Genomic DNA, 13,538 nt, shown 5'->3' with positions numbered 1-13,538 from the left:
GAGATGGCGCTATGTCTAATAAAAAGTTGCTACTAATTTCCTCAATTGGTGGTCATTTAGCCCAACTACTGCAGCTTGATTCTTTTTTCCAACATTATGATTATCATATCGTAACAGAGAAATCGTTAATTACAGAAAAGCTGACCGAAAAGCATTCCTGTTCATTTCTTGTCTATGGTGCGAGAAATTACCCTATTCGATACATGTTTAAATTTTCCTATAATGTAGTAAAGTCGTTCTACATTTTTTTACGGGAAAAACCGGACGTCGTCATTACAACAGGGGTACATACAGCCGTGCCGATGTGTTATATTGCGAAACTCTTTCGACGTAAGGTCATTTATATCGAAAGCTTTGCGAAATCGAGCAGCCCTACATTATCAGGACGTATGATTTATCCGATCGCCGATTTATTTATCGTTCAATGGGAATCGATGAAAAAGGTGTATCCAAAGGCAACGTATGGAGGTGCAATCTATTGATATTCGTCGTCTTAGGAACTCATGAACTCCCCTTCCCCCGCCTTTTACAAGAAGTGGAACGAGTGAAGCAGGAGGGACTGATTGAAGATGAGATTATCGTGCAATGCGGGCATACGAAATATGAAAGTGACGTTATGACGTTAAAGCCTTTCTTCAGCTTTGATAAAATGGACCTCCTCTATGACCAAGCCCGACTTATTATCTCCCATGCCGGGTCCGGATCGATTATAAGTGGAGTGAAAAAAGGAAAAAAAGTCATCGCTGCACCTCGTTTAAAAAAGCATGGGGAACATAACGATGATCATCAGTTAGAACTCGTTGACGTGTTTACCAAAAAGGGACATATATTAGCGTGGCATGAACAAGACCGTCTAGAGGATATGATAAAAGAGGCAGAGTCATTCGAACCGAAACCGTACAGGTCCGGAAAGGAACATATCCTTAAGTTAATCGAACAATTTATCTCAGACGTAAAATAAAAAGGACGACTTCCTGTATAAGAGAAGGTCGTCCTTTAGTATTTCTTCACGATAATGCGCAACATAAATTCAAACACCTTTAACACACGCTTCCAACGGAATGGTTGCTTCACAAGGCGGTAAAACCATTCCATGTTTAAGCGGATCCAAAACTTTGGCGCCCTATCGACTACTCCGGCCAGCACATCGAAACTCCCACCTACACCCATAAATAACCCTTTCTCAAACTTATGGTAGTGCATGTGAATCCATTCTTCTTGGCGGGGAAAGCCGAGAGCGACAAATACTAGATCTGGCTTTGTTTCCTTCATTTCGTTCACGATCGTTTCGTCATCAAGTGTAATGTATCCATGATGATAGCCCGCAATTTTCAGCTTAGGATACATTTGAATGAGACGACCGATCATTTTCGTATTCACTTCTTCTTTCGCACCTAGAAAATAACAAGATAGCCCGTTTTCTTGTGCATAGTCTAGCAGCTTACACATTAAGTCAAAACCGGTAATCCGTTCTTCTACCGGATCTCTTAGCCATTTCGACGCAATGACAATGCCTGCACCGTCTGGTAACACGTAATCAGCTTGCTGAATTCGTTCTTTATATGAAGGATCCTCATTCGCCCTCATCACAATTTCCGGATTGGCCGTCACGATAAACTGCTTCTCCCCTTCACGTAAGCGGGGATAAATAGATTGTTGGAGGAGCTCTTCTCTATTATTTTTCACAAATGGGATTCCCATAATATTTGTACGTGCTAGTTTCGGATTCATATTTACAACCCTCTCAACAGGATCTATTCTATGCTCAAATCTACAACTCTTTCAATTCCATTATGCCATTGATCAAACGTTTGAACAATTGGCAAACAATTGCAGAAAAAAAGACCTTAGCTTTCGTAATCGGCTAAGGTCGGGTCTTCGATTAGGTTCGAACTGGTTTTTGGTTTAACTCATGTAAGGCTGTTTTTCGGTATATTTGTTTTTCTTTTTTGGACATCTTTTTCCATTCACTTAGAAACGTCTCATATCTCGGTAATATCTCTTCTACGGTGCCGTAATCCTTCACTTGGCCAAACTCCAGCCATAATATCTTTTCGCAAAACTTTTTCATCTGCCCAATCGAGTGGCTTACGAAGATCATCGTTTTCCCTTTTTCTTTAAATTCCTTCATCTTCGCTAAGCTCTTCTCCGCAAAAGCCTTGTCTCCTACAGATAGGGCTTCATCAATAATTAAAATATCCGGGTCAATGTTGACGGATATAGCAAAGCCGAGCCTGGATTTCATGCCGCTTGAATACGATTTAACAGGCTGATCGATAAACTTTTCAAGCTCAGCAAATTCAATAATTTTCGGCTCTAATTCTTGAATCTCTTTCTTTGAAAATCCGAGCATTAAACATTTCAATTCGATATTTTCTCGACCTGATAAATCCCCTTTCAGGCCAGACGCTACGGCAATTAACGCTGCTTGACCATTTACCTCGACCGTTCCCGACGTTTCAGGAACGATGCCGGCAATGATATTAGACAGTGTAGATTTCCCAGAGCCGTTTATCCCAACGAAGCCGACTACATCCCCTTTTTCCGCTTCAAAATTGACATTTTTCAAGGCGTAGAAGTCTTCGCCGTAATTTTTCGGCAACAGCAAATCGAGGAGACGCTCCGCTGGTTTCGAGTATAGTTTGTATTTTTTCGATACATCTTTAACAATGATTGATTTATCCATATGGTTCCCTTCCATCAAAGAAAGTCAATAAAGTGCCGTCTGAATTTTACGTGTAGGCTGGCACCAACGAAAAACAACAATAACGTCAGGCCCCAGAAATATAAGGTGTATTGCCAATGTTCAACGAAATACCAACCTAAACCTAATAAACCGGAGCGATACCCTTCAATTAAATAGTATAGTGGGTTTAGCTTCATGATCGTTTGAATGGAACTTGGTAACACTGTTAACGTCCATAAAATCGGTGATAAGTATAAGAGCATCCGCAATGTCGCATTTAAAAACATATGCACATCACGTACGATTGTCGATAATGTCGATGTAATTAACGCTAAAGCATAAATAAAAGCAAAGGTAGCAAACAAAAAGTATATAAGCTGTATATAGTAAACGTTAATCGGATATCCAGAAAACTGAAAAATGATGATGGTGATAAGTGCCATCACGATATGAATATAAAACTGTGAGAAGATGACGTAATTCGGAATTACACTCATCGGAAAATTCATTTTTGATAGCATTCGTAATCGGGTATAGATTGATTTCGATGCTTGAATCGTAGATTGATAAAAGAAGAACCATATAATGATTCCCGCAAGCATCCACTGTAGAAATGGAACAGCCATCCCGTCGGCGACTTCGATTGCCTCTCGCTGTCTGATACCGTATCCAAATACAAACCAATAAATCATCACTTGAATGAGGGGATTGATAATCTCCCACGCCATACCTAAGTAATTATTATTGTTAGAACTTTTTAATTCATATAATGACAATCTACGAATGAGATAAAAGTGTTTAAATTGTTCTTTTATAACCGTAATTGCGGATTTCATATAAAGTTCGTTTCCTTCCTAAAAGTCACCATGTCGTCTTCGGAAAAATTATACTAGGAAATACGATAAAAAACAAACAACTGTAAGATTCATTACGATAGAAACACTCGGTTCACAACCCGTTCTGAAGCTTTTCCATCCTCTAAATAACAAAAGCGGTCATAAAATGCTTCAAACTGTCTATCAAGCTGAAAGTTTGCGGACTGCAGGCGTTTGATTTCGGTAATGATCTCGCCGGTATCCTTCGTAAGCAATCCGGGTGCTTCGGCCTCAAGGTCAAAATAAAAGCCTCGCAGTTTGTCCCGGTACTCATCGATGTCATAAACAAAGAACAAAATCGGTCTCTTTACATTTGCAAAATCAAAGAAGACAGATGAGTAATCTGTAATCAGCACATCGGAAATTAAATATAAGTCCCGAATATCTTCATATTTGGAACATTCGTATACGAAACCTTCATAGCCTGTTAAGTCTAGATTCTCGGCCACTAAGTAATGCATGCGTAAAATGACGACGTATTCGTCTCCTAGTTCATTTCGGAGTGCATCCAAATCGAGTTTTAGGTCAAATTTATATCTCCCTTTTCCGTAAAACTGGTTATCCCGCCAAGTTGGGGCGTAAAGAATCACCTTTTTCTCCCCAGGGATACCTAGCTTCCTCTTTAACGATTGAATATGAGAAGGATGATTATTGTTATATAAATCATCATTTCGAGGATAACCTGACTCAATCACTTCATGCTGGAACTGAAACGCACGTTGAAAGATCGCTGTTGAGTAGGCATTGGGAGATACTAAGTAATCCCACTTATTCGCTTCTTTCACAAAGTTCTCCCGATACTTTGCGGTGCTCGTTCCCGGCATATGTACTTCGTCAATATCGACACCCAGCTTCTTTAAAGGGGTGCCATGCCATGTTTGTACATATGTTGTACCCTTCGGTTTTGGAAACCATAATGGAAGCCGGCTATTCGTCACCCAAAATTCAGCCCGGGGAAAGAGAAGGAGCCATTTCCATGAAAAGCGTTTTATATGTGGAATGTTTCTTTCTTCAAATAAATGGGCATACCGCCGATCGACACTCCAATACATGTGATAAGGCAGGTCATGTTCTAACATGTATTCATAAATTGCCCTTGGACTGTCACTGAATTGCTTACCGTGAAAACTTTCAAAGATTACAAGCTTCCGCTTTGCGGGGAATTTACTAATAAAGTGAAACATCAGTTTAAATATACGAAATAGTACTGTTTTTACTTTTTCTTTTATCATGACGAAACCTCCATAAGGACCTAAACATAAAACGAAGTGCAGCTCCTTGAAGGTTAAGTCTGCACTTCAATCTATTATAAGTGTAAAAGATTACGGTTTTAATGGAAACACTTTTTCGACAACGCAACGGGATGCTTCCCCATTATCCCATGAACAAAACGTTTCATAAAAGGACTGGTACTTATCCGCATATTGCTGTTCAATGCTGTCTATGTTCACGAGCGCGTCTACTACTTCTTCCGTCGTTTTCAGTAGTGGGCCGGGCACTTCTGTCTCCATATCGATATAAAAGCCACGTAATTGGTCTTTATATTTATCTAGATCATAAGTGTAAAACAAAATGGGACGTTTTAAGTTCGCATAATCAAAAAACACGGAAGAATAGTCGGTAATGAGTACGTCAGAGATTAAATATAATTCACCGATATCTTCATAGGAAGATACGTCGTAGGCAAACTCTTGAACGCTCGTAAGATCTAAATCTTGAGCAATTAAATAGTGCATCCGTAGTAAAATGACATAGTCATCACCTAGTTTCTCTTGCAGGTGCTGTAAATCCAGCTTTAATGTGAATTTATATTTTCCTTTTTCATAATACTCGTCATCTCGCCAAGTCGGCGCATACAGAATAACTTTCTTATGTTGGGGAATGTGCAACGATTCTTTTAATTGATTGATACGTTGTTCTTTATCCTTTCCGTATAAAACGTCATTTCGTGGATAGCCATACTCTAACATTTCATGTTCAAATTGGAACGCACGTCGAAAGATATTTGTGGAATATTCATTTGGCGAAATTAAGTAATCCCACTTCCTCGTTTCTTTTACAAAGTTCCGTTTATACTTTCGTGTATTTGTCCCCGGCATGTGAACTTCTTCCATATCTAACGCCAGTCGCTTTAATGGTGTACCATGCCATGTTTGCAAAAAGACAGTCCCTTTCGGTTTATTCAAATGCACAGGACTCCGGGCGTTAAATACCCAATACTTCGCTCGCGCTAAATAGTAATAATAGAATAAACTAAACCGCTTCACTTGTTTCGGGTTACCGGGCAGTGATTTACCTGGCTCATTAAAAATCCAAATAAATGTATAGTTCGTCCGTTGCTTTAACATCTGTTCATAAATATACTTCGGGCTATCTGAGTAATTTTTCCCGAGAAAACTTTCAAACACAACGATGTTTTCTTTTTTCGGCAGCCGTAAAAAAACAGAACGATAAAGTTGAATATAGAAATTCCTTCTTTTTTTTGTTGCCCATTTTACCTTTCTTAATCGATGATGCCACTTATTTACCCTTTTATATTTCCTTATATCGTTAGTGTTAATCGCCTTAATTTCCCGTTTTAAGATGGTACTCTTGTCCGCTAAAGCAGAATCATCAACCTGCTTCATACATTCTACTAATATTGGGAAAACGGGGTCGATATTTTTCCCGATTTTAAAGTGGGTCACTATCGTTTTCCGGTAATAATTTAATAGATGTCGATCTAAGTAGTTAGCTGCTTTTTGATTTGCCTTCGTTTCTCGCTTTAACGAATGATATTGCTTTAAAAAGTCTTCAATTGCCTCTCCTGCGCTACGTTTGTAGGTTAATGTTGAGCGCCGATAATAGATAGCTTTGTTAGCGACTGGGATTTGTTTCACTTTCAACATAATCGGGACAATAAAGGAAAAATCCGTATAAGCTTGAACAACTTCCGAAAAACGTAGATTATATTCATCGATAAACGATTTGGCAATCAAACAGTGTAATATCGTGCGGTCCTGAAACAATTTATCTATATCTTGAAATTGTGAGACTGTTCCTTCTTGGTATAACTCGCCTTCCAGCTCATTAGTATGGGGGTGTTTAGCTGGATTTACTATTTTCCCTTTAATCATTGGTGATTCCTCGATGTTGTGAATCAGTTCTTCTAGTGTATTACAATTAAGGTAGTCGTCACTGTGTACAAAATATAAATAATCTCCTGACGCATGCTCAATCCCAACATTACGTGCTACCCCTACTCCTTTAGACCGGTCAATGTGGTAGGTGGTCACATTCTCATGATTGTTCTTCTGAAATTCTATGTTTTCGTTTAGTAGCTCGTCCGTTTTATCATAAAGTAAAAGTATTTCAATCTGTTTATACGTTTGGTGGACTATAGAATGAAGACAATCCTCCCATTTGGTACCTGCTTCCAAAACAGGTAAAATTACTGATATTTTTTTCATTACCCTTCACCCTGTTATTGTATTTATATTTTAATTTTATATCTTTAGTTATATTCATTATAGTAGACGGGAATTCCTATGCTTCGTTTCAATTCTTTTAAAAAACTACCACTAATCTTCTAACTGTCAACGTCGTTAGGATTAGTGGTTATGGTTTATCCTATTTATTTTTCTTCAAGCACTTGATCAACTACCCGTTCACTTGCCTTTCCGTCTTCTAACAGGCAATAAGTTTCATGAAATGCTTTATACTTCTGTTCATATTGCTTGGCTACGTCTTCGATATTTGTGATCGAATGAATCAACTCTTCTGTTGTCTTCAATAACGGCCCAGGCGCTTCCTGTTCAAAATCCATATAAAAACCACGAATGTCATCACGATACATCTCAAAATCATACGTAAAGAACAAGATTGGACGCATCGAATTGGCAAAATCAAACATTACCGATGAATAATCCGTAATCAGGATATCCGAAAGTAAAAACAACTCCTGAATATCGGGATAATTCGAGACGTTCTTGACGAACTGTTGGTGCTCTGCTGGAATTCGTAACTTTTGACTAATTGCTATATGCATGCGCAGTAATAAGACGTATTCGTCCCCAAGCCTTTCCTGCATTGCATCTAAATCGAGCTGCAATTGGAATGTAAATTTATTCGCACCTGTCGTTTCATGATCGCGGAAAGTAGGTGCATATAAAATAACCTTTTTATCCTTCGGGATATTTAATGTCTGTTTCACTTTATCGGCAATATCCTGTTGTTTCTCATCGTCCAAATAGAATATGTCATTACGCGGGTAACCAAGTTCTAATATATGTCCTTCATATTTAAACGCACTTTTGAAAGCAGAAGAGGCATATGGGCTTGGGGATATTAAATAATCCCATGTTTTCGTTGCATTATATACCCGTTCGATATACCCTTCACTACGCCCTTTAACATTTTTCATATCAAACAACATTTTCTTTAGCGGGGTACCGTGCCATGTTTGTAGATAGGTTGTCCCGCGCCTTCTTTTTAAATATGTTGGGAAGTTTTGATTGTTAACCCAATACTTCGCCCGTGCTAAATAATAAAAATAGGACGGACTCAGACGTTTAATACGCTTCGTGTTTGGATCATGAAAACGAACTTTCTTATTACACACCCATACGATTTTATAATCTAAGTTACGCTTCACCATTTCTTCATAAATATATTTTGGACTGTCACCATAATGTTTTCCGATATTACTTTCAAACACAATGAGTTTTGAATCAACTGGTGTTATCGTTTTTAACACATTAAAAACGGTGTGCATGACCGGTTTATAATACTTGCTTTTTCGGAACCGTTTGTAAAAAGCGTCATAGTACTTACTCTTAAGTACTGTTTTAACAAATGAAGGCCTTTTTCGCATTGACTGAATTTCATGGAAAATTCGTTCAGACGATTTTTGATCCCGATACTTAAGAAATTTCTCGGCTCGTTTTTTATATTCGTTCTTCATTTGAAAGTTTTGTTTAGCTGCGTTTTCAACACACTCCAACACGTCTTGTTCATCAAACACGATATCTCCTGGCAAATCTTGATCTAAGTCCAGGTGTGAAGGTTTCTCCCCTAAAAACTTCTCACGATCAAATTGGTAGTACACGACTGGACGATGTAAGAAACTAAAGTCAAAGCCTACACTTGAATAGTCGGTAATCATCATTGAACTTTCCTTTAACAAGTGCTGGACATCTACCTCACCTTGATGAATCACTTTAATAGGGAAATCTTTAAAGTAGGAGACGTATTTTCGCATATTTGGATGTAAACAAAATACGATTTCAAAGTTATAGGTTTGCGAAAGTTCGTACAAATAAGGATGATTGATTAAACGTTTATAGCGTTGAAAATATTCACTTTCCAGAAAAGTGGAATCATATAATAGCCAGTCCCTCCATGTCGGAATAATTAACAACTGGCGTTTTACATCGACATCTTTTTCAAACAATTGATCGAATCGGGAAAGTCCTGTCACTTTCACCTGATCTCGTTCATATCCGAAATCTTCTACAATCATATCTTTTTCAAATTCCGAGCTGACGAAAAATAAGTCCGCTTCAAAGCCGAGGGCTCCTTTTCCGTATACACCTGCCATATTTTTCGTACCCATGACTCCGTGCTGGAGAAACACCTTATCACCTTTTACCTTTTTGTGAAATTCTCCGGTCCGGATCGGGTACATAAGGTGGTGATGGTGTGAACATATAACTTTTCTCGCCATGAGTAAGTTCCATATATGCTTTTTTGAATTGAAATGAAGAATATTACCATAAGGCAACAAGTTCTTTCGTTCTGGGGATTCCCGTTCAATGACATAGTATACATTACGCTTCGGATGATTCTCCCGCATATATTTATAGAAATGATAGCCTGTATCCTGCGCTTTATACGGCCACTCACCAACTATCCAAATATTTTTATGTCGCATAAGCGGACGGAGTAACCACACCCAAGGAAGTAATCTCTTTAAATAGGAGTAGGCCCCTTTATCAAAACGAGTAACCTCAAAGGAGAGGTTTTGTTTTTTAATGGTTAAATAAGGCATGATGACAAACACATTGTCTCCGTACACAACTGAATTCGATTTATCTGCAAACGACTTAGTATGATTTGTCCCTGCAACTCTCACGAGTGTAGGTTCAAGGTCATGTTTCGTATCTACTTCTAAAAACAGATCATATATATCTTGATTGATAGAATGGACTTTAAAAATTCGTTCAAAATCGAGTTCGTATTGAAATTGATATGGAACAAACCCATGGAATAACTGCTCTTCTTCCTTAATGGGATCCACTGTAAATGTTCGTTTAATGATATGATTCGTATTTCTACCTTTCAATAGTAAATGTACTTGTTGCAACTTATCTCGTTCGATAAATAAACGTCCTGATAATAACATCCTTCTTTTTTCTGCTGTAAACGTTTGAAGATCAACTCGAACATTTGGAACAATGCTACGATTAACCGAAAAGGAGATATTTCCCTTTTTCGTAATGTAAAAGAAATAACGATTGTTATTGATGGTTATAGGTTCAAGGGAATGACAAATTGTATGCTCAAATTTCCCTAATCGCATTGGATACTCTAAGTCGAAATTCCCATCACTTCTCTCGATTTTAGCCGCTTTTCCTTCAAGCTGTTTTATTTTCTTTTTAGACAGTCTTTCACTCGGAACGTTAACTAGGATATATAGGTCATAGATGTGCTCGTCGGAAAGGTGGCTGATTTCATTGAAACTAAGTTGGAAACGGAATTCATGCCCTACCACGTCTGGAATAAAGGTGATGAAGTCTCCACCTTCCCTCGGCTTTAAGATAAGCTGTTTTACGATATAAGATTGATCTTTATTTAGCTTTCCTTCGATATTTATATTTTCCCCTTTTTGGGTGACAGTCAATGTTTGTTTCAACTTCTTTTTATTCTTCGTCTCAGGCTTTTGTAATCCTCTTATAGTGCGAAAAAAGTTACGCATTTGTACCCCTCGCTTATATGTTTGTTACGAAATATTTTGTCATTTCACACTTAACTACAATTTTAAGTAGGATTAGACGTTTATACAATATACCATTCGGTTTATTTTTATCATTTTTGACCCTTTTCATAAGGATTCCGCAAAATTCTATAAGGAATAGCGATTCAACTTACTATTCCCCTTAACATAATATCAAAATTTATCTTCTCAGAATGAATATTGTAGAAAATAACTTAACATTCTCTACTATTCTTGCGATAATAGAATAGAAGAATCATTTAGAAAAAAAGGAGGTGAAACATTCACAAATTGCACAATAGGTTGAGTAATTCCCTGTAAACGTTCGTTGTTCATGAGTTAGTCCATCGTTATTCCGCTGCTCATTGGCACTTTTCTCTAGTAATCTACATAGCCCATTTACAGCACCATATATGCACAAGAAAAGTGCGTAGCTAGTGTCATAACGTTAACTAACGATAGACAACAAATCGTTGTGTGGAAAGATTCAACTGTTGGAGGAGAAATTTGGTGAAGAACATTATGCAAAAGAAAATAGGTTTAGTGCTATTCGTTTTGTTATTACAACTTTTCTCTTTAAACGATCTAACAGTGTTAGGTACTGAGGGAGAGAGTGCAAGTATTAACGAACACTATCAAGGAACTGGGTTTGGAAGTCCAACAGAGGTGTATGCTAGTCCTGATAGAGAGGCAGAAGTGTTGAAGAGCTACAAAAAAGGGACAAACCTTAAATATCGCTCTTACACTGAGGAGTGGCATGAAGCGACCGTTTACGTAAATGGCAAGCCGACAACCGGGTATATTAACGTAAATGATGTGGAAACAACTGATTCCTATTTCTTAGGTATTGGCTTAAAGGACAAAACACACGTTTATGCTGATACATCTAGAGAGGCAAATCAATTAAAAAGTTATGCCCAAGGGACAGTGTTAAAATACCGTTCCCATGAAAAGGAAAACTGGTATGAAGCGACCGTTTACGTAAATGGCAAGCCGACAACCGGGTATATCCATGTTAACGATGTAGAGACGAGCGAAACATCGCAAGATACGCTTTATGGCGTTGGTCTTAAAAAACCAAACAATGTATACGCTAAGGCTTCTACTCAATCAAAGGTATTAAAGTCATATGGCCAAGGGACAATCCTAAAATATAAATCTTTTACCTCCGGATGGTATGAGGCTAAAGTTTATGTTGATGGAAAACCGACAACTGGCTATATTAATACGAATGATACGGATAACATCGTCGAAAACTCAGAGGTACTTTACGGAATTGGCTTGAAACAATCCAATAACGTTTATGCTAAAGCCTCTACTGATTCTAAGGTTTTGAAATCTTATGATGAAGGAACAGTGCTAAAGTATGAGACGTTCACGTCGGGATGGTATAAGGCTACCGTTTATATTAAAGGTAAACGAACTACTGGTTACATTAATGTCAACCATACCGAAAATATCATGGATGATACCGAAACACTTAATGGGATTGGGCTGAAAAACCCGACAAAGGTATTTGCTAAGGCTTCCAGGAATGCTAATGTGCTAAAGTCATATGCTCAAGGCACTGTCTTAAAATATGAAACATTTACTTCCAAATGGCTGAAAGCAACGGTATACCTTAACGGAAAACGACATACTGGATATATTCATAAAAACGATGTTGATGACAAGATTGAAAATCAAGAAGATCGTGAAGGATATCTTCTTGAAGACCCAACAAAGATCTATGCCAAGGCTTCAACAAGTGCTGACGTCCTAAAGACATTCCCACAAGGACATTTTGTACAGATGAGAACCTACACTTCTGAATGGTACGAAATGGTGCTTGATGTAAACGGAACAGAAAAAACGGGATATGTTAGAAAAGATGAAATTAGCTTCGAACCTCTTGAAACGTCTTATTTAGACGTTCATTTGCGAAAACCGGCAGACCTTACTGCCCAAGATATTGTTGATTTCTTTAACCGTGTGAAGCCAGATAGTGATTTAAAAAACTTTGCACAGCACTTCATCGATGTACAAAACGAGGTTGGTATTAATGCCCAATACTTAGTTGCCCATGCGATTTGGGAAACAGGTTGGGGAGGTTCAACGATCAGAAGTTACAAGAAGAATCTCTATGGTTATAAAGCTTACGATTCTTGTCCAGTTACATGTGCTATCTATTTCCCAACAGAAAAAGATAGTATTAACTTCGTTACTTATCAAGTGATTAACGATTATTTATCACCAGGTGGTAGTTACTATTACGAAGAACATGGTCCGACATTAACAGGTATGAACATAAAATACGCAACGGACGAAAACTGGAAGAACGGTATTGCTAAACTAATGGAGAGAATGAAGCCATTTGATCCTAAATACTATAGCAAAGTACAACCTTCTAATCATAAACCAGAACAACCAGCAAGCTATACGAGTGCAATACCTGAAGGAGAACCATCTCCAAACCATCTTTTCATTGACTTTAACTCTGGTGTAACTGCAACCGTTACACTAGATAGCGGAAACTTAAACTTTAGAAACTTACCATATTTAAGTCCTTCTACTAAAATAGGAGAAGTTCCAAATGGTAAGAAAGTTGAAATTGTAGGTTATAACAAAGATGTTCGTGAAACAGTTGATGAAGATACTGACAAGATCATTAGATGGTATCGAGTCAACGTAGATGGTCAGTACGGATGGTTACGAGGAGATTTCCTCACAATTGACAACTTAATCCAAGTTGATGTTGAGACTTCTTTAAACATTAGAGAAAGCGCAACAGCATCATCTAATAAAGTTGGAAGCGTAACTGATGAAACATTCTTAAAAGTTGTGCTTACTGACGCAGGAGATTACGTCACGGAAAAAGACGAAAATGATAAAGATTGGTACAAAGTGTACTTACCTGACTCAGATGAAACAGGTTGGGTAATCAGCGATTATATCATTCCAGTTAAATAACAAGCTTATACGCAGCAGAAAATATAAGATCAAAAGGGATGCCCTAAAGGGTGTC

8 protein-coding genes and 1 pseudogene are annotated in these 13,538 nt (G+C 37.9%); 3 read left to right on the top strand and 6 right to left on the bottom strand.

Annotated elements, in window-relative coordinates:
• Positions 1-11: 11 nt before the first annotated feature.
• Both pssD and pssE read left to right on the top strand, forming a co-directional pair.
• The gene (pssD, locus tag NLW78_RS11655; RefSeq protein WP_254497301.1) at positions 12-482 is read left to right on the top strand and encodes a PssD/Cps14F family polysaccharide biosynthesis glycosyltransferase; all 471 of its coding nucleotides are present in this window, start codon (positions 12-14) and stop codon (positions 480-482) included.
• Positions 479-961, top strand: a complete 483-nt coding sequence (gene pssE / locus NLW78_RS11650; protein WP_254497300.1) for a PssE/Cps14G family polysaccharide biosynthesis glycosyltransferase — start codon at positions 479-481, stop codon at positions 959-961. Before pssD ends, pssE begins: the two co-directional genes overlap by 4 nt.
• 35 nt (positions 962-996) lie before the next feature.
• Here the strand turns inward: pssE and NLW78_RS11645 are convergent, their stop codons facing one another.
• From NLW78_RS11645 to NLW78_RS11620, 6 genes and pseudogenes are all read right to left on the bottom strand, one after another.
• A complete protein-coding gene (locus NLW78_RS11645; RefSeq protein WP_254497299.1) occupies positions 997-1,731 on the bottom strand; it encodes a WecB/TagA/CpsF family glycosyltransferase in 735 nt (244 codons plus the stop codon).
• A gap of 151 nt (positions 1,732-1,882) precedes the next feature.
• Positions 1,883-2,686 (bottom strand): teichoic acids export ABC transporter ATP-binding subunit TagH, encoded by an 804-nt coding sequence (gene tagH, locus NLW78_RS11640; RefSeq protein WP_254497298.1) that lies wholly within the window; start codon positions 2,684-2,686, stop codon positions 1,883-1,885.
• A gap of 14 nt (positions 2,687-2,700) precedes the next feature.
• On the bottom strand, positions 2,701-3,522 hold the full coding sequence (locus NLW78_RS11635) for an ABC transporter permease (RefSeq protein WP_254497297.1): 822 nt from the start codon (positions 3,520-3,522) through the stop codon (positions 2,701-2,703).
• Between the two features lie 92 nt (positions 3,523-3,614).
• A pseudogene (locus NLW78_RS11630) lies at positions 3,615-4,769 on the bottom strand (CDP-glycerol glycerophosphotransferase family protein); the annotation flags it as partial.
• A gap of 114 nt (positions 4,770-4,883) precedes the next feature.
• On the bottom strand, positions 4,884-7,010 hold the full coding sequence (locus tag NLW78_RS11625) for a bifunctional glycosyltransferase/CDP-glycerol:glycerophosphate glycerophosphotransferase (protein WP_254497296.1): 2,127 nt from the start codon (positions 7,008-7,010) through the stop codon (positions 4,884-4,886).
• Between the two features lie 164 nt (positions 7,011-7,174).
• A complete protein-coding gene (locus NLW78_RS11620; RefSeq protein WP_254497295.1) occupies positions 7,175-10,516 on the bottom strand; it encodes a CDP-glycerol glycerophosphotransferase family protein in 3,342 nt (1,113 codons plus the stop codon).
• 528 nt (positions 10,517-11,044) lie between these two features.
• Between NLW78_RS11620 and NLW78_RS11615 the strand changes: the two genes are divergently transcribed.
• Positions 11,045-13,483 carry an SH3 domain-containing protein gene (locus tag NLW78_RS11615; RefSeq protein WP_254497375.1) on the top strand — a complete coding sequence of 813 codons (2,439 nt, stop codon included), beginning with the start codon at positions 11,045-11,047 and terminating at the stop codon, positions 13,481-13,483.
• Positions 13,484-13,538: the final 55 nt, after the last annotated feature.

The sequence above is a fragment of the Salirhabdus salicampi genome, from assembly GCF_024259515.1.
GTDB classification, from domain to species: domain Bacteria; phylum Bacillota; class Bacilli; order Bacillales; family Alkalibacillaceae; genus Salirhabdus_A; species Salirhabdus_A salicampi.
Note: the sequence above shows the minus strand (reverse complement) of the source record. Positions and strands in the feature narration are given on the sequence as shown.

Coding starts and splice junctions, on each gene's coding strand:
- pssD (WP_254497301.1), top strand. CDS start 12: ATGTCTAATAAAAAGTTGCTACTAATTTCCTCAATTGGTGGTCATTTA.
- NLW78_RS11645 (WP_254497299.1), bottom strand. CDS start 1,731: ATGAATCCGAAACTAGCACGTACAAATATTATGGGAATCCCATTTGTG.
- tagH (WP_254497298.1), bottom strand. CDS start 2,686: ATGGATAAATCAATCATTGTTAAAGATGTATCGAAAAAATACAAACTA.
- NLW78_RS11635 (WP_254497297.1), bottom strand. CDS start 3,522: ATGAAATCCGCAATTACGGTTATAAAAGAACAATTTAAACACTTTTAT.
- NLW78_RS11625 (WP_254497296.1), bottom strand. CDS start 7,010: ATGAAAAAAATATCAGTAATTTTACCTGTTTTGGAAGCAGGTACCAAA.
- NLW78_RS11620 (WP_254497295.1), bottom strand. CDS start 10,516: ATGCGTAACTTTTTTCGCACTATAAGAGGATTACAAAAGCCTGAGACG.